At 64.2% G+C, this 22,494-nt stretch carries 21 protein-coding genes; 10 read left to right on the top strand and 11 right to left on the bottom strand.

Features of this window, described 5'->3' with window-relative positions; translation table 11 throughout:
* Positions 1-85: 85 nt before the first annotated feature.
* The 4 genes from ING15_RS14745 (at position 86) to ING15_RS14730 (ending at position 3,253) form a co-directional block, all read left to right on the top strand.
* Positions 86-559, top strand: coding sequence for a MarR family winged helix-turn-helix transcriptional regulator (locus ING15_RS14745; RefSeq protein WP_206455594.1), 474 nt, complete (start codon positions 86-88; stop codon positions 557-559).
* 112 nt (positions 560-671) lie between these two features.
* Positions 672-1,691, top strand: a complete 1,020-nt coding sequence (locus tag ING15_RS14740; RefSeq protein ID WP_206455593.1) for a LacI family DNA-binding transcriptional regulator — start codon at positions 672-674, stop codon at positions 1,689-1,691.
* A 43-nt stretch (positions 1,692-1,734) separates the two neighbouring features.
* Positions 1,735-2,718, top strand: a complete 984-nt coding sequence (locus ING15_RS14735; RefSeq protein ID WP_206455592.1) for a 2-hydroxyacid dehydrogenase — start codon at positions 1,735-1,737, stop codon at positions 2,716-2,718.
* A 91-nt stretch (positions 2,719-2,809) separates the two neighbouring features.
* Positions 2,810-3,253 (top strand): hypothetical protein, encoded by a 444-nt coding sequence (locus ING15_RS14730; protein WP_206455591.1) that lies wholly within the window; start codon positions 2,810-2,812, stop codon positions 3,251-3,253.
* Positions 3,254-3,275: 22 nt separating this feature from the next.
* Here ING15_RS14730 and ING15_RS14725 read toward each other — a convergent pair whose 3' ends face one another.
* The 6 genes from ING15_RS14725 to ING15_RS14700 form a co-directional block, all read right to left on the bottom strand.
* The gene (locus ING15_RS14725; protein WP_206455590.1) at positions 3,276-3,719 is read right to left on the bottom strand and encodes a carboxymuconolactone decarboxylase family protein; all 444 of its coding nucleotides are present in this window, start codon (positions 3,717-3,719) and stop codon (positions 3,276-3,278) included.
* Positions 3,652-4,053, bottom strand: coding sequence for a MerR family transcriptional regulator (locus tag ING15_RS14720; protein ID WP_206455589.1), 402 nt, complete (start codon positions 4,051-4,053; stop codon positions 3,652-3,654). Before ING15_RS14720 ends, ING15_RS14725 begins: the two co-directional genes overlap by 68 nt.
* Positions 4,054-4,105: 52 nt before the next feature.
* Entirely contained in the window at positions 4,106-4,801 is a 696-nt protein-coding gene (locus tag ING15_RS14715) for a GNAT family N-acetyltransferase (protein ID WP_206455588.1), read from the bottom strand.
* Positions 4,798-5,718, bottom strand: a complete 921-nt coding sequence (locus ING15_RS14710) for an alpha/beta hydrolase (protein ID WP_206455587.1) — start codon at positions 5,716-5,718, stop codon at positions 4,798-4,800. Before ING15_RS14710 ends, ING15_RS14715 begins: the two co-directional genes overlap by 4 nt.
* A 92-nt stretch (positions 5,719-5,810) precedes the next feature.
* A complete protein-coding gene (locus tag ING15_RS14705; RefSeq protein WP_206455586.1) occupies positions 5,811-6,170 on the bottom strand; it encodes a cell division protein ZapA in 360 nt (119 codons plus the stop codon).
* Positions 6,171-6,190: 20 nt separating this feature from the next.
* A complete protein-coding gene (locus tag ING15_RS14700; RefSeq protein ID WP_206455585.1) occupies positions 6,191-6,469 on the bottom strand; it encodes a DUF4164 domain-containing protein in 279 nt (92 codons plus the stop codon).
* A 237-nt stretch (positions 6,470-6,706) separates the two neighbouring features.
* Here ING15_RS14700 and tkt point away from each other — a divergent pair, with 237 nt between their 5' ends.
* The 5 genes from tkt to ING15_RS14675 all read left to right on the top strand — a co-directional run bounded on the left by tkt (position 6,707) and on the right by ING15_RS14675 (position 14,354).
* Positions 6,707-8,737 carry a transketolase gene (gene tkt / locus ING15_RS14695; protein ID WP_206455584.1) on the top strand — a complete coding sequence of 677 codons (2,031 nt, stop codon included), beginning with the start codon at positions 6,707-6,709 and terminating at the stop codon, positions 8,735-8,737.
* Positions 8,738-8,919: 182 nt separating this feature from the next.
* Complete coding sequence (gene gap / locus ING15_RS14690) at positions 8,920-9,930, top strand: type I glyceraldehyde-3-phosphate dehydrogenase (protein ID WP_206455583.1); 1,011 nt, start codon at positions 8,920-8,922, stop codon at positions 9,928-9,930.
* Positions 9,931-10,281: 351 nt separating this feature from the next.
* Complete coding sequence (locus ING15_RS14685; protein ID WP_206455582.1) at positions 10,282-12,099, top strand: potassium/proton antiporter; 1,818 nt, start codon at positions 10,282-10,284, stop codon at positions 12,097-12,099.
* Positions 12,100-12,305: 206 nt separating this feature from the next.
* Complete coding sequence (locus ING15_RS14680) at positions 12,306-13,502, top strand: phosphoglycerate kinase (RefSeq protein WP_206455581.1); 1,197 nt, start codon at positions 12,306-12,308, stop codon at positions 13,500-13,502.
* Between the two features lie 126 nt (positions 13,503-13,628).
* Positions 13,629-14,354: an SGNH/GDSL hydrolase family protein gene (locus tag ING15_RS14675; RefSeq protein ID WP_206455636.1), complete on the top strand. Its 726-nt coding sequence runs from the start codon at positions 13,629-13,631 to the stop codon at positions 14,352-14,354.
* On the opposite strand, the gene ING15_RS14670 is transcribed toward ING15_RS14675, so the two are convergent.
* From ING15_RS14670 to ING15_RS14655, 4 genes are all read right to left on the bottom strand, one after another.
* Positions 14,337-16,382 (bottom strand): cache domain-containing protein, encoded by a 2,046-nt coding sequence (locus ING15_RS14670; protein ID WP_206455580.1) that lies wholly within the window; start codon positions 16,380-16,382, stop codon positions 14,337-14,339. The two genes, ING15_RS14675 and ING15_RS14670, sit on opposite strands and share 18 nt — an antisense overlap.
* Positions 16,383-16,696: 314 nt before the next feature.
* Positions 16,697-18,799, bottom strand: a complete 2,103-nt coding sequence (katE, locus tag ING15_RS14665; protein ID WP_232845787.1) for a catalase — start codon at positions 18,797-18,799, stop codon at positions 16,697-16,699.
* Between the two features lie 268 nt (positions 18,800-19,067).
* A complete protein-coding gene (locus ING15_RS14660; RefSeq protein ID WP_206455578.1) occupies positions 19,068-19,322 on the bottom strand; it encodes a DUF2188 domain-containing protein in 255 nt (84 codons plus the stop codon).
* A gap of 129 nt (positions 19,323-19,451) precedes the next feature.
* Positions 19,452-20,462: a ligase-associated DNA damage response exonuclease gene (locus ING15_RS14655; protein ID WP_206455635.1), complete on the bottom strand. Its 1,011-nt coding sequence runs from the start codon at positions 20,460-20,462 to the stop codon at positions 19,452-19,454.
* A 123-nt stretch (positions 20,463-20,585) separates the two neighbouring features.
* On the opposite strand from ING15_RS14655, the gene ING15_RS14650 reads away from it, so the two are divergent.
* A complete protein-coding gene (locus ING15_RS14650) occupies positions 20,586-21,437 on the top strand; it encodes a DMT family transporter (RefSeq protein ID WP_206455577.1) in 852 nt (283 codons plus the stop codon).
* 86 nt (positions 21,438-21,523) lie between these two features.
* Here the strand turns inward: ING15_RS14650 and ING15_RS14645 are convergent, their stop codons facing one another.
* Positions 21,524-22,471, bottom strand: a complete 948-nt coding sequence (locus tag ING15_RS14645; protein WP_206455576.1) for an NAD(P)/FAD-dependent oxidoreductase — start codon at positions 22,469-22,471, stop codon at positions 21,524-21,526.
* Positions 22,472-22,494 lie beyond the last annotated feature (23 nt).

Below are 22,494 nucleotides of genomic sequence, written 5' to 3'. Positions count from 1 at the left end.
CCCTTACATGAGGGTAGCGGGCAAACAAGGTGGACAACATAGCGGCGCTTCGTCATTTTGCCCTGCGAAAAGGGATGGGGACAAGATGGCGGGGAAGAAGCAGAGGAAGCGTTCGGTGACGACGCATCTGGGCGTCGCCGCACGCGTCGCGCGAACCGCTCTGGCGGGACGACTGGCAACGCTCGATCTCTATCCCGGACAGGACACGGTGCTGCTGGCAATCAGCGAAGAGGACGGCGTGTCCCTGCGCGAACTGGCCGAGCGCCTGTCGGTGCGGCCGCCGACAATCACCAAGACCGTGACCCGCCTGATCGCTCAAGGACTCGTCGAGAAGCGGGGTTCCGAGCGCGATGGACGCCAGAGCCACGCGCATCTGACTGACAGAGGCACAGCCATCGTCGATGCGGTGGGCGCGGCGCGCAAGGCCGTCGATCGCGACGCGCTGGCCGGCTTTTCCAGCCGCGAGCGCAAGACGCTGCGCAAGCTGTTGGGGCGTATGGCGCAAAACCTCGCCGACACCCGCGCGGGGCCGACGATGGACATTGCGGCGGGTGATTGAGCCGGCGCCCCTACCGTTCGTTGTAGGGAACGAAACGACAGGGCTTTGCGCGGCCGCCGGTGTTTGCCATAGATCGTCGGAGCATCGGTGGAAATGGGGGGAGCGGTCCTAGGTGGCGCAGAAGGTCAAACTGTCGACGATCGCGGATTCGCTGGGTCTTTCGACCGCAACCGTATCGCTGGCCCTGCGCGACAGCCCTCTGGTCGCGGAGGTCACGCGCGAACGCATCAAGCAGTCGGCGCGCGATCTCGGCTACATCTACAACCGGCGCGCGGCCTCGCTGCGCACGTCGAAATCCGGCATTCTCGGGGTCTGCGTCCACGACATCATGAATCCGTTCTTCGGTGAGATCCTGAAATCCGTCGAGGATGAGCTCGACCGGCGCCGCCAGACCTTCATCCTGTGCAACCATCACGACGAACTGGCCAAGCAGCGATCCTTCGTGGATACCATGCTGCAGCTTGGTGCCGATGGGCTGATTCTGTCACCGGCCATCGGCACCCCGGCCAGCGACATCCACCTGGCCGAGGAAAACGAATTGCCCGTGACGCTGATCGCCCGCACGATCGAGGGCTCTGGCGTCTGTGGCTTTCGCGGGGACGATTCCTACGGCATGGGGCTCGCCGTCGATCATCTGATCGGGCGCGGACACCGGTCGATCGCGATGATCGGCGGCACGGCGATGACCTCTACCGGGCGCGACCGGGAGGCCGGCTATCTGGCCGCGCTGGCTCGCGGCGGCATCGAATTTCGCGGCGCATGGCGCATCAAAGGTCCGCGCGACCGCCATTCCGGCTTCGATTCCGTATCCGCTTTTCTCGCCATCGAGAACCGGCCCACCGCGATCGTCTGCTTTTCCGATCTCGTCGCGCTCGGCGTCATGTATGGGTTGTCCCGCGCGGGGCTTCGGCCGGGCGTCGACATCGCGGTGATCGGTTATGACGACATCGACGAGGCGGCGATCGCGACACCCTCGCTGACCACCGTCGCGAACGGCCAGAGCGAGGTCGGACGGCGGGCGGCTGGCGCCCTGCTCGACCGCCTCCAGGGCCAGCCGGCAAACGAGGAGACCATCCTCATCACCCCGGAACTCAAGATCAGACAGTCCAGCGAATTCGCCTGGCCCGACTAACCCGTCGCAATTCTTCGATCCACACTTTTCCAAGGGAGCCCTTATGTCCGACCTATCCTCCGTAACCATCCTCGTCCCCGGCAAGCTGAACCCCGATACGTTCGACACGCTGAAGAGGACGTTCGATGTCGAGCATGTTCCCGATCGCGATGTGTCGAAGCTGAGCCAGGAACGTCGCGACGCCGTGCGCGGGATCGCGCTGATGGGAGCGGTGCCGGCCGACATGATGGACGCGCTGCCCAATCTCGAGATCGTCGCCAATTTCGGCGTCGGCTACGACGGCGTCGATGTGAAGCACGCGACATCCAAGGGCGTCATGGTCACCAACACACCCGACGTACTGACCGACGAAGTCGCCGACACCACGCTCGCCATTCTCCTGATGACCGTGCGCGAACTCTACGCGGCGGAAAAGCACCTGCGCGAGGGCCGGTGGGAAAGCCAGGGAAATTACCCGCTGACGCCGATGACGCTGCGCGGGCGCACCGCCGGCATCATGGGTCTCGGACGCATCGGTCTTGCCATCGCCCGGCGCCTCGAGGCCTTCGGCGTGCCGATCGAATATCACAACCGCTCGGAGCGCGCCGATGTCGCCTATCGTTACCATCCGAGCCTGGAAAGCCTCGCCGGCTCGGTCGATACGCTGATCATCGCGGCGCCCGGCGGCGCGGCCACAGAGCGGGCCGTCGACGCCAAGGTCTTGAAGGCGCTCGGGCCCGACGGCGTCGTCGTCAATATCGGCCGGGGCACGACTATCGACGAGCCGGCGCTGATCGAGGCTCTCGAAAACGGAACGATCCGTGCTGCCGGCCTCGACGTCTTCGAGAAAGAGCCGCACGTACCCTCCCGGCTGATCGCACTGCCCAATACGGTGCTGCTGCCGCATGTCGGTTCCGCGTCGCGCCATACGCGGGGGGCGATGGGCGATCTCGTCGTCCGCAACCTGACCAACTGGTTCCAGGGACAGACGCCGGCTTCACCCGTTGCGGAATCGGTTAAGGCAGGCATCCTCCCGCGCCGGAACTGAACGCTTCGCTAACGCTCTCGCCCCGCGTCAACCTTCGCTTAAGGTTATAGGGAGCATATTGGTCCCTCGACAATCTCGTGAGGGAACCGATATGAACTTTGCCGCGACGGCCTTTGGGGCCGGAATTGCCGCTTCCGTTTTCGTCGCCGGCCTGCAGGGCGCACCGGTTACGGCGACGGAGCCGGTCGCTGGCGTGACGATGCTGGCCGCTACTGCGCCGGTGTCGAGCGCCGTGTCCGACACCCCTCGACTGAACGCCGTGCGTCTGATCGACCTGCGTAGCGGCGCGACCTGCAAGATAGCGGCGCGGCCGAACCTCAAGGTCGGCTTTGCCGACGCTCCGGTCGGCCCGGATTGCGCCGGCTCGCCCACCCTGCAAAGCGTCTCGCAATGGCGCTCGTCGCGCGACGGAACGCTCGAGATGGCCGACAGCGAAGGCCGGACCCTGATGCGTTTCATGCCAGGCGACGGCGTCTTGTTCGAGTCGATCTACCCGTCCGACGCCCTGGTGACCATCGTCCCCGCCAGAGGATAAGTTGCCGACGACCGATGGCCCCTCACGCCCGCTCTTTATCCGCATCGTCTCGGACGGAGAAAACGTCCTTGGCAGCGAACAATCCGTTGAGTGCCGCCGGAAAACCGGCATAGACCGCCATCTGCATGATGATTTCAGTGATTTCGTCTCGGGACAGACCGACATTCAATCCGGCTTCTATGTGAACCTTCAATTGCCGCGCGGCCGTCCCCATCGCAGTTAGGGCGGCAATGGTCGCGATCTCGCGACTGCGAATGTCGAGACCGGGCCTGGAATAGATGTCGCCAAACGGAAATTCGATCAGATAACGAGCAAAATCGGGCGCGATATCGGCTAACGACGACACCACTTTCTCGCCGGCCTCCCCATCGATCTCGGCGAGCGCGCGCCGGCCTCGTTCAAGCCTGCTTTCGTGGGTGGTTTGATTCTGAATCACGATTTTTCTTCCTCTGCTTGGATCCGGCATAGCCGGTGATCTTGGCATCGAGGACGAGAAGACTGTTCCGCAGTTCGGCGATCTGCCCGCGAACGTTTATGCGATGCCGTTCGAGCAATTCGCTGCGTTCGGCCTCGGTTATTGCGCCCTGTTCCCGAAGTGCGGCGTATCGCAGCATCTCTCTGATCGGCATTCCAGTTGCCTTCAGGCGCGCGAGGAACTCGAGCCACGTCAAGATCGACGCGTCGTAGTCTCGCTGCCTCGAAGAATCCCGGTCAGCATAGGGGAGCAATCCGATCCACTCGTAGTAGCGGATCGTATGAGCCGTCAGGCCAGAGCGCTTTGCCAGTTCACCGATCTTCATGCCTATCCGTGTCTCGTCACGATGTTTGCAAGGCTACCGCTTCGAGCGCGCTCTAAGTCAAGTCGGCTTTTGCGAGGCTCTCGCGCATCTCGGTCAGTCCGCGCCGCTGGCGACCCGCAGCGTCGAAATTGTCCGGCGCCAGCCAGGCCTCGAAACCCGATCTGACCCTCGGCCAGTCCTGGTCGATGATCGCATACCAGGCGGTATCGCGATTGCGGCCCTTGACGATCATGTGCTGGCGAAACAGCCCTTCATGTACGAAACCCAAACGCTCGGCGGCCCGTTTCGATGGCTGGTTGCGATCGTCGCACTTCCATTCGAGGCGACGGTAGCCCAGTTCGTCGAATACCCGTTTCATGATCAGATAGAACGCTTCGCTCGCTGCGCGGCTGCGCTGCAGCGACGGTGAGAGACAGATGTGACCGATCTCGGTTACGCCGTTCGCCGTATCCGTTCGCATCAGCGCAGCGACCCCTTCCGCCCGGCCTGCGGCCGACGGCAGGATCGCGTGAAACCGGATGTTGTCGGCGAGATAGGTCGCTTCGGCCCAACGGTGGAACGCCGCTTGGTCGGCAAATGGCCCGTAGGGCAGATGATCGAAGATCTCGCTCTTGCGGTCTTTGGAAAAGGCCGCGAACAGCGCGTCGAAATGACGGGCGTCGACGATCGGCTCCACCCTGACGCCATGTCCCTCGAGCGGTTGCGTCCCCGGAAGTTGCCGGGGGCCGTAGTTCGCCAGCGCGTTCACCGCGCGTTCTTCCGGATGAAGTCCAGCGTCTGGTCGCGGATTGCGGTGTCATTGAGCGGGATGGCGGTCGCGAAGGCGGTGATCGCCCCTAAATGATCGACGTCCGGATAGATCGTTTCGGTCACCGAACCGCCCGACGCGCGCATTTTCGCGGCCAGCGAGCGGGTGTTCTTCGGACTGACAGTCGTATCGTCTTCGCCCGCGATCAAAAGCATCGGCGATTCCCCGCCGTCGATGAAGTTGATCGGCTGGCTCGCGGCGCGCTGCTCTTCCGGAAAGATCGCCTTGTAGCGCTCCTCCGTCAGCGGCAGAAAATCATACGGACCGGCAAGGCCGATAAAGCCCGCGAGGCTTTGCGAGGATAGCCTTTCCTGCGCCAGCCAGGTCTCGTCCGTCGCCAGCAGGCCAGCGATCTCGGCGCCGGCCGAATGACCCATCAGGAACAGCGGGTGCGGACCGCCCGGCATGGCGTAGGCGCCGCCGCGCACGGTCCTGGCGATTCGCGCCGTCGCCTTGGCGGCGTCCTCGATGAAGCCGGGGAATCGCACCTGCGGATAATGGCGATAGTCGGGAATGGCGACGATGACCCCCTCGCTTGCCAGCGACTGACCGACAAACAGGTACATATCCTTGGATCCCGAATCCCAGCCACCGCCATAGAGGAAGACGACAACCGGCGTTTTTGGCGATACCGTCGCCGGGATATAGAGATCGTAGGTGCCGCGCTCGCCTGGCATGTAGCGGATGTCGTCAACAACACTGTAGCCGTCGCCGCTGGTCGCAGCATTAAGCACGGCTGCGCAGCCGGAAAGGACAAACGCGGCGAGCGGTACCAACAGCGAGGCGACAACGGCATGCCGGAAGCGGCTTTTCCGACGGATGGAAGCGATGGAGGCGGGCGAATGGACGGTGCTCATGGGAGCGAAACTAGGGCCGCTTCGCGCCGCAACAACGCTCAGCCCCCGCAGCGATGCCTGCGGCAAGGTGTCGCCGGTCCGTATCGATTGACCTACCGGTCCTCAAGCCGTGCGCCGAGCCGCTCCAGTGCTTCCGCCGTCTCGTTAAGGCTATCGACGAAATGGGTGCGCTCCGCATGGCGCGCGCCGTCGAACTCCTCAGAACGGACGGAATGTTCGGCAATTATGTTCTCGAGCTCGCGGATCCGTTGCCGGGCCTCGAACAATTCGTCCGAACCCATGATGGCCGCCATGACCATCAGACGGAGATCGCCTATCTGTCCGAAACTTTTCCTGAGCTCGGCGATCCGGCCATCGACCTCCGCCGCGAGAACGGTCAGGTGAGCCTCCTCCCCCTCGCCGCAGGCCATGCGATAGGTCTTTTCGTCGATAGTGACGACGATCTGGGGCATTCGACCTCTCTCCGCTGTGCTTACTTGTGGCGTTCGAGCACGCCACGGACCCGCTCCATGGCGTCGACGAGTCGCTGCGAGACCTCACGGTTGGCGCGATCAAGCCGTTCGCCCCTCGCCAACGCCGCATCCAGTTCGCGTGCCAGTCGGCCGCGATCGGCCGTCATGCGCTGAATCTCGGCTTCGCCGCCCCGCAGGGAAGATTCCCGCTCCTCCCGCTTCTCGACGGCATGTTCCAGCCGCTCCATCGCGGTCCGAAGACGCAAGCGCGCCGCCTCGAACGGATCTTTCGACGACATCGCGTCGTCCCCCTGACACCAACCTGCGGGCAAAGCCCAGTTTGACATATACCTTCCGCGAATGCGCGCATGGCCTTTAATGGTCTAGCGTTTCGGGCTGATCATGAAAAGCGGTGTGGTGGCGCGATCCCCCCGTTCCGTCGCGCCAGGATGCGGTCTTCGTTTGTTGACAGTAGCATAGCCATGTGATGACTGCCGCGCGTCATGGCCGTCAGGCCGTCAATCGGAGCGTCCTTGATGACAACACCCGACCTGCATCGCCAGATGGCCAACGCCATCCGGTTCCTGTCGGCCGACGCCGTCGAGGCCGCCGGGTCTGGTCATCCGGGCCTTCCCATGGGCGCCGCCGACATTGCCACTGTACTGTTCACCCGCTTCCTGACCTTCGACCCGCGCGATCCCGACTGGGCCGACCGCGACCGTTTCGTGCTGTCGGCCGGGCATGGCTCGATGCTGCTCTACAGCCTCCTGTATCTGCTCGGATACGACGACATCGACATTGATGAGATCAAGAACTTCCGCCAGCTCGGCGCCAGGACCGCAGGACACCCCGAATTCGGCCATGCGGCCGGAATCGAGACCACAACCGGACCGCTCGGCCAGGGTCTCGGCAACGCCGTCGGCATGGCGCTCGCCGAGCGCATCATGAACGCGCGCTACGGCAACGGGATCGTCGACCACTACACCTATGTGCTCGTTGGCGATGGCTGCCTGATGGAGGGCATCAGCCAGGAAGCGCTCGCGCTCGCCGGCCATCTCGAACTGAACAAGCTCATCGTCTTGTGGGATGACAATGGCATCACCATCGACGGCGAGGTATCGCTAACAGACTCGACCGATCAGGCGGCGCGCTTCGCGGCGAGCGGCTGGAACACGCTCAGATGCAACGGCCACGACCCCGATGCGATCGCCGCAGCGATCGAAGCGGCCAAGGCAAGCGACCGGCCGACCCTGGTCGCTTGCAAGACCACGATCGGCTATGGCGCACCGACCAAGGCGGGAACCGCCAAGGTGCATGGATCGGCTCTCGGGTCGAAGGAACTCGCAGCAACCCGCAAGGCGCTCGGCTGGGACCATGAGCCATTCGAGGTTCCCGCCGAGATCCGCGACCAGTGGCGGATCTCCGGGCTGCGCTCCAGCACGCGCCGCAAGGAATGGCAAAAACGCTTCGCCGAGATCGACGCCGAGATTCGGGGCGATTTCGAGCGGCGGATGCGCGGCGATCTGCCGAGCGGTTTCGTCCAGGCCATTCAGCGCTACAAGCGCACGCTGAACGAGGAGCGACCCACCGTCGCCACCCGCAAGGCTTCGGAAATGGCGCTCGAGATCATCAACGGCGTGGTGATGGAGACAATCGGCGGCTCGGCCGATCTGACCGGCTCCAACAACACCCGCACCAGCCAGACTCCGGACATCGTCCCCGGCGACTATTCCGGCCGCTTCGTCCATTACGGTATCCGCGAACACGCCATGGCCGCGGTAATGAATGGCCTGGCGCTGCATGGCGGCGTCATCCCCTATTCGGGTACGTTTCTGGTGTTCTCCGACTATTGCCGCGGCGCGATGCGCCTGTCGGCCCTGATGGGCCAGCGGGTGATCTATGTGATGACGCATGATTCGATCGGCCTCGGCGAGGATGGGCCGACGCACCAGCCGGTCGAGCATCTTGCCTCGCTGCGGGCGATGCCGGTGATGCAGGTGTTCCGTCCGGCCGATGCCGTCGAGACGGTGGAATGCTGGCAGCTGGCTCTTGAATCGCGGCACGCGCCGTCGGTGCTGGCCCTCAGCCGCCAGGACCTTCCGGCTTTGCGGCTCGACAAGCACGACGAGAACCGCAGCGCCCGCGGCGCCTATGAGATCAGCCCGGCCTCGGGCGAGGCGGAGGTAACGATCTATGCCACCGGGTCTGAGGTTCAGATCGCCCTGGAGGCGCGCACGCGCCTTGAGCGGGACGGCGTGCATACCCGGGTCGTTTCGGTGCCATGCTTCGAGCTGTTCGAGCAGCAAAGCCGGGAATACCGAGCCGCGATCCTCGACCACGATACCGTCAATATCGCGATCGAGGCCGGAATCCGCCAAGCTTGGGACCGCTTCATCGGCCGCGACGGAATCTTTATCGGCATGACCGGCTTCGGCGCCAGCGGCCGCGCCGCCGATCTCTACGAGCATTTCGGCATCACCGCGGAAGCCGTCGTTGCCGCGGTCGCGGCGCGGCGCGAATTGCAGCAAGGCAGCAGCGCCGAAACGACCCATACCGACACGGACTGATCCTGTGAGCGACGTCGCGGTCCCGTTCGGAGGCCCCCGCGACGCCGAAATTCAGCGTGTGCGTTAAAAAAGCTGAGCAAGCCGAATATTGATCCGGACCGCCTGCTTCTGTACAGCCCAAGGCGACCGCGATACCCCCGCGACATTTGCCGGCAGGGCGCGCCATCGAAGGAGACGGATCAATGACAGTTCGCGTTGCAATCAATGGCTTCGGCCGCATCGGCCGCAATGTGTTGCGGGCGATCGTCGAATCCGGACGGACCGACATCGAGGTGGTCGGCATCAACGACCTGGGTCCGGTCGAGACCAACGCCCATCTCCTGCGCTATGATTCCGTCCATGGCCGTTTCCCGGCCAAGGTGACCGTCGCCGGCGACACCATCAGCATCGATGGCGGCAAATCGATCAAGGTCACCGCGATCCGCGACCCCAAGGACCTGCCCTGGGGCGAACTCGACGTCGACGTCGCCATGGAATGCACCGGCATCTTCACCGCCAAGGACAAGGCGTCCCTGCATCTGGAAGCCGGCGCCAAGCGGGTGCTCGTCTCCGCTCCCGCGACCGGCGCCGACAAGACCATCGTTTACGGCGTCAACCACGACACGCTGACCAAGGACGACCTCGTCGTCTCCAACGCATCGTGCACGACCAACTGCCTGTCACCCGTCGCCTACGTCCTGAATGAGCTCGTCGGCATCGAAAAGGGCTTCATGACGACGATCCACTCCTATACCGGCGACCAGCCGACGCTCGACACGATGCACAAGGATCTCTACCGCGGCCGCGCCGCAGCCATGTCGATGATCCCGACCTCGACGGGCGCCGCCAAGGCCGTCGGCCTGGTGCTGCCGGAGCTGAACGGCAAGCTGGACGGAGTCGCCATCCGCGTGCCGACCCCGAATGTTTCCGTCGTCGATCTCAACTTCATCGCCAAGCGCGAGACCTCGGTCGAGGAAATCAACGCGGCGATCAAGGCGGCCGCCGACGGCAAGCTGAAGGGCATTCTCGGCTATACCGACGAACCGCTGGTTTCCATCGACTTCAACCACGACAGCCACTCCTCGGTCTTCCACATGGACCAGACCAAGGTCCTGGACGGCACCTTCGTGCGCATCCTGTCCTGGTACGACAACGAGTGGGGCTTCTCCAACCGCATGTCGGACACCGCCGTCGCCCTTGCCAAGGCGGGGTAATTGCGTTGCATGCGATCGACGTCGGAGCGGACCGGTTTAGCCCCGGCGCATCCGCGAATCGGAAAAGTCGGCTGCCGAGGGTTGGCAGCCCTGCTCGCATGATCGGCGCGAGCAGCATACGAAGGCTCCGTCCGCAGCCAGTCGGTTTAGGCCATACCCATTTGGACTTCAGGGGGAGACGCCGAGCGTAGGTGCCGCTGGGGGCTTTTGGAGAGAAGACAGAGAGGCGGCGCAACCTTCTCGGGTGGTCTCTATCCCGGCCAAGGGCACGATGTCTTATAACATGCAGTCTCCCCGCGGCGGCGAGCGCTGACGGGGGGCTGCCCTATTCCGAAATGCCCGTTCCGACCGATGCTCGAATCGCTCTACCTTATTATCCTCGTCGGCACCGCGCTCATCCTGCTGGCCGCCTTTTCGAGCCTTCTCGCATTCCGCTTCGGCGCACCCCTCCTTCTCCTATTCCTGTCGATCGGCCTGTTGGCGGGCGTCGACGGTCTCGGCATCGACTTCGACAATGCCAGCCTCGCGTATTTCGTCGGCACGCTGGCGCTGGCGGTCATCCTGTTCGATTCCGGCTTCGGCACCTCGCTGCAATCCTTCCGGCAGGCGGCGCTGCCGGCGATCACACTCGCGACCTTCGGGGTTCTTCTCACGGCGGTGCTCTTTGGCTTTGCCGCCTCCTGGCTTCTCGGCCTGCCGATCGTCGAAGGGCTGCTTTTGGGGGCGATCGTGGGATCGACGGATGCGGCTGCGGTGTTCTTCCTGCTTCGCGTCGGCGGCGTGAACATCCGCGAGCGGGTGCGTTCGCTGCTGGAGATCGAGTCGGGAACCAACGACCCGATGGCAATCTTTTTGACCATTGCGCTGGTTGAGCTTCTTGCCAGCGGAGGCGGCGGACTGGAGGGACTGGGCATCGAGGTTCTTGCCGGCTTCGGGCGGCAGATGGGGCTCGGTCTCGTCTTCGGCTTTGCGGGCGGCTGGATGATCCGGACGCTGATAACGCGACTCAGGATCGATCGCGGGCTGCTGCCGATCTTCACCCTCGCCTTGGCCATGCTGATCTTCGCCGTCACCGGTGCGCTCGATGGCTCCGGCTTTCTCGCGGTCTACGTCGCCGGGCTCTATGCCGGCAACAGCGGCTTGCGTACGGCGGCCAGTCTGAAGCGCTTCCAGGACGGGTTGACCTGGCTCGCCCAGATCGTGATGTTCCTGATCCTCGGACTGCTGGCGACACCCTCGCAGTTCGGCGATATTCTCCTTCCGGCGATCGCGCTGGCCGCGTTTCTCATTTTTGTCGCGCGGCCTATAGCGGTCTGGCTCTGTCTGCTGCCGTTCGACTTCAAACGCCGCGAGGGTGCCTTCGTGTCCTGGGTCGGCTTGCGGGGCGCGGTATCCATTCTCTTGGCCATCGTCCCTTTAATCGGCGGGCTCGACGACGCACGGCTGTTCTTCAATACGGCCTTCATCATCGTCCTGGCATCGCTGCTCGTACAGGGCTGGACCCTCGGCATGGTCGCCCGGCGGCTCGGCCTTGTCGTACCGCCACGGATCGGCCCGATCGAAAAGGTCGAATTGGAGTTGCCGGGTACAGCCGACCACGAACTGCTGTCCTATCGCGTCGTGCCCGACAGTCCTGTAGCCCGGGGAGAACGTGTGCCCCGCTGGGCACGTCCCTCTCTCGTCATCCGCGATGGCCGGTCGATGGGCTATCAGTATGCGGGGCGCCTGCGCGCCCACGATTACGTCTATCTGTTCATTTCGCCGCGCTATCCTCCGCTGCTCGACCGGTTGTTCGCCAGCCCCGCTCGTCTCAGCCCTGACGACGCCGAGTTCTTCGGCGAGTTCTCCGTCGACCCGGCCGCGCCCGCCAGCAGACTCGTCACGGCCTATGACGCGGATCTGACCGAAGCCGAGAAGGAAGTGTCGATCTCGGACATGATGATTGGGCGCCTCGGCGGGCGGGCCGAATATGGCGACCGGGTCACGGTCCGGCCGATCGAGTTGATCGTGCGCGAAACCGGTACGGATGGCATCGTCGTCGACGCCGGCCTGTCGCTCGAGCCAAAGGGCGACCGCAGCGGCCAATTCCCCCTGTTCCTCAACCTGAACGACCTTTTGGCGCTGGCACGCCGACTGAGACGACGCGGCGCGAGCGACGACGCAAGTTGAGCCGCGGTGGTTGCCGCTCCGCGCGAGCCGGACGGTGCCCTATTGGCAAGCGCTCGTCGGCGCGCTTCGGGTTCTTCAGCCGTAAGAAAAGCTTAGGCTCGCGAAACAGCTCGACCGCTTGCCCCGGGTGCGGTCTCAACCATAAAAGGGACCGGCATCGCGCAGCCGCGGCTGTAGGGCCCAAGGCCGTCGGAGAGGAGACACTGATGTCCACCCAGTTCAAGACGCTCGACGACGCCGACGTCGCGGGCAAGCGCGTGCTTCTCCGGGTCGATCTCAACGTGCCGATGCGGGACGGCAAGGTCTCCGACCGGACCCGCATCAGCCGCATCCTGCCGTCGATCCGCGAAATCTCCGACAAGGGCGGCCGTGTCGTCCTGCTGGCCCATTTCAGCCGGCCGAAGGGCAAGCCGAACCCCGAGATGTCGCTCGAGCCCCTGGCGCCCGTTTTGGCCGAGATGCTCGACATGCCGGTCGGCTTTTCCGACGATTGCGTCGGGCCGGTTGCCGCCGGCATCGTCGCCGGACTCAAGGACGGCGACGTCGTGCTTCTGGAAAACACCCGTTTTCATGCGGGCGAGGAAGCCAATGACGAGGACTTCGTCAACCGCCTCGCCTCGCTCGGTGACATTTACGTCAACGATGCATTCTCCGCCGCGCATCGTGCGCACGCCTCGACCGAGGGCCTCGCCCGGCATCTGCCGTCCTATGCCGGCCGAACCATGCAGGCCGAGCTGGAAGCGCTGGAACAGGGCCTCGGCGATCCCGCCCGGCCGGTCCTCGCGGTCGTCGGCGGCGCCAAGGTCTCGACCAAGATCGACCTCCTCTCGAACCTCGTCCAACGTGTCGACGCGCTGGTTATCGGCGGCGGCATGGCCAACACTTTCCTTGCCGCGCAAGGCAAGGACGTCGGCAAGTCCCTGTGCGAGCACGATCTGGCCGACACGGCTCGGGCGATCATGGCGACGGCGAAAGACGCCGGCTGCGAGATCGTGCTGCCCGTCGACGCGGTCGTCGCCCGCGAGTTCAAGGCGGGCGCCGACAGTGAGGCCGTCCGGGTCGACGACGTGCCGGCCGACGCGATGATCCTCGATGCCGGTCCGGAGACGGTGAAGGTGATAACCGCCTGGCTCGACAAGGCGAAGACGCTGGTCTGGAACGGCCCGCTCGGCGCCTTCGAAATCCCGCCCTTCGACACGGCGACCATGGCCGCGGCCCACCATGCGGCGGAACGGACCAAGGCGGGAAAGCTCACCTCCGTCGCCGGTGGCGGCGATACGGTCGCCGCGCTCAACCAGGCCGGCGTCGCCGAGGATTTTACCTATGTCTCGACGGCAGGCGGGGCTTTTCTGGAATGGATGGAGGGCAAGCCGCTACCCGGCGTCGAAATTCTCAAGGCCTGATTGGAAAATCGGGGCGATCAGGGGTCGCCAGACGCGGCGCGCGGCCATATCTTCTCCGGCGCCCCCAACAAGGATCAGCGGAGCCGACCTTCCGTGTCATTCCAAACCGCATTCCTCTCCTGGCTGATGTTCCCGGTCTATGTCTGGCAGGGCATTGCCGCTCGCCGGCGGATCGAGCGTATGCCGCCGCCGGACGGCGGCGTCTTTGGCCTTTTCGGCACCGAGGCGATCCGCGACGCGAGGATCAGGCTGCTGGTCATCGGCGACAGTTCGGCGGCCGGCATCGGCGTCACCAATATCGAGGACAGTCTCGCCCCGAAGCTCGCCGAGCGGCTCTACGCGCTGACCGGTCTTTCGGTGTTCTGGCGGACGGCGGGCTCCAACTCCGCCGTTTCGGCCGAGGTGCGCGACCATGTCGTGCCCAATCTGGCGCGCGAGGCCTTCACCCATATTGTCCTGATGATCGGCACCAACGACGCCAAGAATTTTCATGGCGCCCGCAAGTTCAAGAAGGGCTTCGGGGGCCTCCTCTACGCGCTCAAGGCCAAATGGCCGGAGGCGCGCATCGTCTGGTCGCCGCCAGTCGACCTCAAGCGCGTGCCGGCGCTGCCGCGCGGCCTCGCCCATGTGCTAGAACTGCGCGCCCGGATTATCCGCCGCATGGGCGCGCGGCTGTGCGTCGAGCGCGGCGCCATCGCCTCGACGTCGCTTCCCCGGGTCGAGCCGGCGGGCTTTTCCCGCGACGGGTTCCACGCCTCGATCGAAGGCTACGCCTATTACGCCAATCATCTGGTCGGTTATGTGCTGGGGGACCGCTCGCGCGGGGACGAGACCTCAGCCGCTCTCCGCTGAACGCTTGCTCCGATTCGCCGGCCGCGTTGCGGATTGCAACGGATCTGGCGCGGGTGCGCGGTGCGGTGCGTCGTGGTATTCCTCCAGCTCCTTCATGGTCAAGGTCACCCGCAGGCCAGTGGACGTCATGGCACGCTCGACCGTCGCGTCGAGCCGGTGTGCCATGGCCTCCAGCATGATCGAGCCGAACCCACTCGGTTCCGTCTCGGACTGGCCCCCATCGCCGGCGGGCGCGGTCGACCGTTCGGACCATACCAGCGTAACGACGCCGCTCGCCGAGCATTCCCAGGTGACGTCCACTTGGCCGCCCGGATGGCCGAGAGCGCCGTATTTCGCGGCGTTGGTGGCCAGTTCGTAAAGGATCAGGCCGATTGGCGTGACGTTGGATCTTGAGACCGTCAGGGGCTCGCCGGCGATATTGATCCGGAAGTCATCGGTCCCAGCATAGGGTTCGAGCACGCTTTTGACGATCGACGCCAGCCGCGTCTCCGTAGCGCCTTGCGTGTCGGAGTGGGCGCGGGCCAGCGCATTGATGCGTCCGCGCGCTTCGTCGGCCACCTCCTGCGGCGTGGTTGCATGGCTCGCGGCCAGCGAGACGAGCGAGGAGGTGATCGCGAACAGGTTCTTGACCCGATGGTCCAGTTCATGCGCCAGCATGCTGGTGTTGCGGTTCGCCTCCTCCAATTCGCGATTGGCGTGGGCCAGTTGCTCGGTTCGCTCTTCCACGCGCCGCTCGAGAACGCGGCCGGCCTCGCGCAGCTGTCCTGTCAGCGTCTCGTTCTCGCGCCTGTAGTCACGCAGCCAACTCGTCGCGCGGCGCATCGCCTGGCCCGTTTCGTCGAGCTCCTTCATCCGCATCGATGGTAGCGGCGTATCGTCGAATTCGCCCTTGGAAATATGGCTCGCCTGTGCGGCCAGAGCCTTGATCGGTTTGGTCAGGGCACGCGCCAGAAGTGCACTGAAAATCGCCGTCATCACAGCCACGATCGCGACGACCACGAGCCCTATGTTGCGAACCCGCTGGAGCGGCCCCAGTATGTCGCTTTCCGGCAGATAGGTGACGACGACCCATGGCGTGCGCGACCCGGCAAGCCGCCGCACCGCGCCGCGCCAGCTCTCGCCCAAGGCCTGAAATCGCGTGAGCCGCGTCTCCCCCGGCGTCACGCTCTCCAGCCCGCCCGGCAGGCTGAAGACGGCTTGAACCAGCGCCGGATCGCCGATCTCGGCCACCTTGGCGAAGCGCTGCCCGCCCTCACCATCCAACGCGAGAACGGCCGACGCCTCGCGATGCGCGATCACGTCGCCGGATTGCGAGACGATCGCCGCCGAACCGTTCTCACCGACTTCCAGACCATCCAGAAATTGCGACAGCGCGCCGATCTCGATGTCGATACCGACAGCCCCGCGAATGTTCTCGCTCTCCTCGTCGAACACGGGAGTGGCCACGGTGATGCCCGGACGCCGGGAAGAAAAGAATATGTACGGTTCGGTCCAGATCACCGTCCGCCTCTCCAGCGCCTTCACGTACCAGGGGCGGGTTCGCGGATCGTAGGGGTCGGCATCGTCCTCGCGCCGCGTGACCGGGCTGAATTCCGCGTCAAAATATTCCAGCCGCACGGACCGGGTCGGCTCCGTATCGATCAGCTTGGTGCGGAAGGCGGCCCCGTCGACGGTATCGTCGCGGTTGACGTAGATGAAGGAGCCGTCGGCCGCGCCATAGAAGATTCCCGCAAAGTCGGCGCGGGATCGCAGGACCTCGTAGAAGTAGCGAGTGAGAATCGCCGGGTTGTCCGTGCTGACCACCGCCCTTTCAGCCAGCCGCTGCGAGAGTTCGGCGGCATCGTCGGCCGGGTCGAGGAAGTTCTCGGTGAAGGTCGTCGTGTCCTGCGCGACCCGTTCCGTCAACTGCTCCGCATAGGACAGAAGCACGTTTTGCGATGCGAAATAGGTCAGGGCCAGTACGGCCAGCAGCGCGGCGACCTGCAGGCCCACCAGCGTCGATGTCAGAACCGTTCGACAGGACCACATGCCAACAACTCTCCCGTCTGCTGAGCGACAGGAGAGAGTGTGACCGGGCGAGCGACGAACCACAAGCCGGTTGCCCTATGGTCATGACGAAGGGCGTGAAATCTTGGGTTGAGGCGGCACTCCCTTGGAGGCTCGTTCCGTGTTTTTGATTGTGGCGGGTTTGGTCACGCCGAGCGGACCGAAAGTGTGGCCTTACGGCGTTGAAAGGCGGCACTAGTCGCTTCGCGCCAAGCCCCCGGCAAGCCGACCAGCGGCGCGCCGAGGGTGATCGCTGCGTAGCAGCGCAAGTGCCGACAAGCCGGGGTGGGCGTTCCTTACGCGGCCTTTACTTTAGGTTCGCGCTCCCAATGGCGTAGCGCGCGGCAGGTCGCAATGAAGCCTTGAGCGTCGTTAGCGGAACCCAGCTCGACGCAGCCATCGTCCAGATCCGAAGCGATGCCGGCCTTTTCGAACAGGGCCATGGCATCCGGCGAATAGGCAATGAACTTGCAATGGGCGAACGCGTCGGTGACGAAGTCCTTGGCCGGCGCGACCTTGGACAGCAAATCGGCACCATCCTTGCTGGTCAGCACCGCGACTGCGTCATAGAGCAACGAGGGGCCGCCATCTACCTTCTGCTTGGCCTCGATCCAGCTGCCGTCGCTTGCTTTTACGCCGCCGACCATGGGGGCGACCACCTCGATCATCGCGCCCTCGGCCTCTACCGCCGTTTTCAGCCCCTGGAAGAGCTCCGCGTCGACCCCGTCCGTGACCAGCACGCCCAGCTTACGCCCCTTGAAGCTTTCCGGCCCGTTGAGCAGGATGGACAGCTTCGGTGATGTCTTGAGATCCATCCTGGTCGGTCTTGCGGCATTGGCGGGCTGCGGCATCTCCTTCAGGCGCAGACCGTCGCCGACGCTTTGGGCAAGGTCATCGTCCACATTAAGAAGGTGGGAGACGACGCGCGAGCGGATAGCTGGGGTTTCGACTTTCGACAGCTCGAAGGTGAAAGCGTCGGAGATATGTTTCTGCTCGGTCTGGGTCTGAGACAGATAGAACTGGCGTGCCTGACTGTAATGGTCGGCGAAGGTTTCGGAGCGCACACGGCGCTTTTCGCCCGCGATTTCTTCGGGATAAGTTGGAAAGCCTTTTTCCGGCGACTCGCGTGGCCCACCCATTTCGCCGCCCCAAGAATTCGGCTCGTAATTGGCCCGCCCCTTCGGGTTGTGCATGGCCATGTGGCCGTCCTGCTGGAAATGGTGGAACGGGCAGCGCGGCGCATTCACCGGAATGTGGGTGAAGTTGGGTCCGCCCAGCCGTTTCAGTTGGGTGTCGAGATAGGAGAAGTTGCGTCCCTGCAGCAACGGATCGTTGGTGAAGTCGATGCCAGGAACGACATTGCCAGTCTGAAACGCAACCTGTTCGGTTTCCTGGAAGAAATTATCGACACAACGGTTAAGCGTCATCTTGCCGACGATGCGGATCGGCACCTCCTCCTCGGGGATGATCTTGGTCGCATCCAGAACATCGAAATCGAAGCTTTCGGCGAAACTCTCGTCGAAGAGCTGCAGCCCGAGTTCCCACTCAGGAAAATCGCCCATTTGGATCGCGTCCCAAAGATCGCGACGATGGAAATCGGGGTCCGCGCCATTCAGTTTGAGCGCCTCGTTCCAGACGACCGACTGCAGGCCCTGCTTGGGCTTCCAGTGAAACTTGACGAAGGTGGACTTGCCCTCGGCGTTGATCATCCTGAAGGTGTGGACGCCGAAGCCTTCCATGAACCGGAAGGAGCGTGGAATGGCCCGGTCGGACATGATCCACAGGGCCATGTTGATCGATTCCGGCGTAAGCGAAATGAAATCCCAGAAATTGTCATGCGCGGTCTGCGCCTGTGGAAAGCCACGGTCCGGTTCCTGCTTGGCGGCATGGATGAGATCGGGGAACTTGATCGCATCCTGGATGAAGAACACGGGGATGTTGTTGCCGACGATGTCCCAGTTGCCTTCCTTGGTGTAAAATCGGCAGGCGAAACCGCGCACGTCTCGCGCTAGGTCGGCCGAGCCCTTGTTGCCGGCGACGGTCGAGAACCGAACGAACATGTCGGTCTTCTCGCCAGCGCGCTGAAAGATGTCGGCACGCGTGATGTCGGACAGCGACTCGTAGGTCTCGAAGGTTCCATGCACCCCGAATCCGCGCGCGTGAACCACCCGCTCGGGAATACGCTCGTGGTCGAAGTGGAAGATCTTTTCGCGGAAATGCTGGTCCTCGATCAGTGTGGGTCCGCGCAGGCCCGCGCGCAGAGAATTCTGATCGTCGGCGACCGGTACACCGCCCTGTGTTGTCAAGACCGGCACGTCTCCGCCTGCGGTCTGATGCGTCTCGCCCCCCTTGCCACGCTGGAATTCGACACCGTCGAGGTCGATCGTGCCATCGACCATATTACCTGAATGTTTGCTCATCTCACCACCCCAATTCATCGATCACGACGATCACAGAGGTTCGGATATCCGAACGCTGCTACGCCTCAAACCTGATAGGTCCCACTGCGTTCCTCCGCGAATGCATGGCTGGCTTTCCATCCTCGCCCAATGACCGGGTACGTAGGACAACAAAGCGCGCCGCAGGCGTGGAGCCTGGGAAGGATAACGGTCACCGCCGTCGCGCAATGCGTCACGGAACCGCAGCGGCAGCCTCAACTCCGAACGGTCACCGCATTCCCGCGCTGTCCTCCACGTCGGTCTCCGGGCGGTCATCGCCCCGGGCTATTTCGTCATGCCAGTTGCCGTCGGCGTCCTCGTAGCGGATTCCGATGGTCTCGCCCGCCGCGCGCTGCCGCGCCGCTGCGCTCCGGGCGGCAAAGAGCGCCCGGTCGTGGGTCGGGAAGGTCTCGGAGAGCACGTCCTGGACCTTGTAGGCCCAGCCGCCGTCATGCCGGACAACCTCGTAGTGAACCTGGGTCATGGAACTCCATCCTGCGTTTCCGGGACTGTCTCATTGGCAAACGTGACGATACACCGATGCGTTCCCGCATTCACCATCCGCGGCGGATAAAACGCCACCAAGACTCGAGCCCGGCGCCTTGAGGTCTCGCTACTCCGCCTCGTCCTCGTAGCCGACCAGATGCAGCGGCCGGGCGGACAACTGCCGCAACTCGCACCAGCGCACCAGCGCCTCCTCACGCCCATGGGTCACCCAGACCTCAGTCGGCGCGATCTCGTCAACCGTCTCAGTCAGTTCGTCCCAGTCGCAATGGTCCGAGATGATCAAAGGCAGTTCGACGCCACGCTGGCGGGCACGCTGGCGCACCCGCATCCAGCCACTGGCAAAGCACGACACCGGATCGGGAAACCGCCGCGCCCATTTGTCGGCGAAGGCCGAGGGCGGCCCGACGATGATGGCGCCGGCGAAATCGTCTTTTGTGCCGCCTTGGACCGTCGCCGGCCGCAAATCGCCAAGGTCGACGCCCTCGCTCTGGTAATAATCGCAGAGTTTGGTCAACGCGCCATGGATATAGATGGGGGCGTCGTAGCCGGCCTCGCGCAGATGCCTGATGACGCGTTGCGCCTTGCCGAGGGCGTAGGCGCCGACGAGGTGCGCCCGCTCGGGGAACTGGTTGACCGATTTCAGGAGCTTGGCGACCTCGTCGCCGGTGTCGGGGTGGCGGAAGACCGGCAGCGCGAAGGTCGCCTCGGTGATGAACACGTCGCAGGCGATCGGCTCGAAGCCCGTGCATGTGGGGTCCGGCCGACGCTTGTAGTCGCCCGAAGCGATGATCCTCAGGTTCATGTGCGTGACCGCGATCTGCGCCGAGCCCAGTACATGACCGGCCGGGTGAAAGCTGACGGAAACATCGCCGATGCGGATCGTCTCGCCGAGCGCGGCGGTCTGTCGTTCGGCCGCGAAATCCTCGCCATACCGCAGCGCCATGATGTCGAGCGTCTGCCGTGTCGCCAGCACGGTTCGGTTGCCGGGCCGAGCGTGGTCGGCATGGCCGTGGGTTACGAGCGCGCGATCCACCGGCCGCAGGGGGTCGATGTAAAAATCGCCGGGCGGACAGTAGAGCCCCTCGGGCGTCGGGCGGAGGAGATCGTCAGGCTTCATTGTCGCCCTCAGATAGCGCCGGGTTGCGTGGGAGAAAGTACGGATCAACGAAACGCCATTTGACGCCGATGACGATTTCGCGCCGATAGTGCCCTCCGGTATCCCCGATTTGGCAGGCGGCCCATGTCCTCGACGTTTTGGCTGACGACATTGGCGATGGTCGCCTTCGCCGGCAATTCGATCCTCGCGCGGATGGCGCTCGGCGACGGCGCCATCGATGCCGCCGGCTACACGGGGATCCGGCTCGCGTCCGGCGCGGCGGTGCTGGCGTTGCTGCTCATCAACGCCAACCGCAAGACCGCGTCATCCGTCCGCCTACCCGGCGGCTGGCCCTCGGCGCTGGCGCTGTTCGTCTATGCCGTGGCGTTCTCCTACGCCTATCTGCAACTCGGCGCGGCGGTCGGCGCGCTGGTGCTGTTTGCCTCCGTCCAGGCGACGATGATTGCCTGGGGGCTCATCCGGGGCGAGAGGCCCAGCCTCGCCGAAATCGCCGGCCTCACCATCGCCTTTGCTGCCTTCGTGTACTGGATCGCGCCGGCGCTGGTGACACCCGCCCTCCTCGGAACGCTGTTGATGATCGCCTCCGGCATCGCCTGGGGCGTTTATTCGCTCAGGGGCCGCGCGGCGACGGACCCGATGGGCGAGACCGCCGGCAACTTCATCCGTACCGTGCCGCTGGCGATCCCGCTGATCGTGCTCTCAGTCTTCCAGAGCGGCATGACAGCCATCGGCATCCTCATCGCCCTCGCATCCGGCGCCATCACCTCGGGGCTTGGTTATATCGTCTGGTATCGGGCGCTGCCCGGCCTCACCGCAACGCGCGCTTCCATCGTGCAGCTGTCGGTGCCGGTGATCGCGGCGATCGGCGGCGTCTTGTTTCTCGCCGAGGCGCTGACACTGCATTTTATGCTGGCGGCGACGTTCGTTCTCGGCGGCATCGCCCTGGCTCTGCTAGCGAAAAAGCGCCATCTTTAGCGCGCCCTTGCCCGACGGCATGGACCAAAGAAGTATGCGAAGCTTCTACCGGGCCCGTCGCGGTGTCGCACTTAGTCCGGTTCATCCTAGGTCGGCAGAGCGCAGTGGTTGTGTATATCGGTGGCGGCGACAGCCGCGTGTCCCATGGCGACCACGATCTGGTCGAGTCCTCGCACGACGGCCCCGGCGGCATATAACCCGTCGACACTTGTGCGATTGTGTTCGTCGACGATGAGCGCGCCCGCCTCGTCATGCTTGGCCCCGAGCGTCACGGCCAGGTCGGATCGCAGCTTCAGCCCCAATGCGGAATAGATGACGTCGAAGCGGTGCTCGGCGCCGCTTTGCAACCGCACCGCCGCAATCCGGTCACCTTCCACGCGAAGTTCGCCGACCGGCTCCTCCACGACCTTGACGCCATAGCGTTTGGCCAGCTCCCATTCCTCTCCGTTGAGATCCATGGGCGCGCCGAGCGTCAACAATGTCACGTCGCGCGAGTAAGTACGCGCCACGAACGCAGCTTCGCCGAGTCCACGGTCGCCATGGCCTATGACGGCGACCGCCTTGTGCTGGGCTTCGTAGCCGTCGCAGATCGGACAATAGCGTACGAGCCCCCGCCGCACCGCATCACGCACGTCGGGCAGATCCGGCTCGATGTCATCGGCGCCGGTGGCGAGCAAGACGTGCCGGGCCGCCACTTCGAAGGACTTGCCCTGGCCGGCGCCGGTGGGTTCGATCCAAGCATGGAAGCTTCCATCGCTTCGCTTCGCCAGGCGCACTACCTTGCCTTCGACGATCTCGGCCCCGTAATGGCAGGCGTGTGCGCGCTCGCGCGCAAGAATTTCGCGACCGCTGATGCCTCTTTCGAAGAAGGGAATATTGTGGCTTGTGGGAATCCAGGCAGCCCGTGGCTCGCCAGCGTCAATGACGAGAAACCGCCGTTTGAAGCGGGCCAGGTAAAGCGCCGCCGCAAGACCCGCCGGGCCAGCCCCGATGACGAGGCAGTCGAGACAATTGTCGGGATCGGAGGCTGGCATTGCAAGGGTCCTCGTTCATAGGA

Origin of the sequence: Aurantimonas marina (assembly GCF_017183135.1) — a bacterium.
GTDB lineage: Bacteria > Pseudomonadota > Alphaproteobacteria > Rhizobiales > Rhizobiaceae > Aurantimonas > Aurantimonas marina.
Note: the sequence above shows the minus strand (reverse complement) of the source record. Positions and strands in the feature narration are given on the sequence as shown.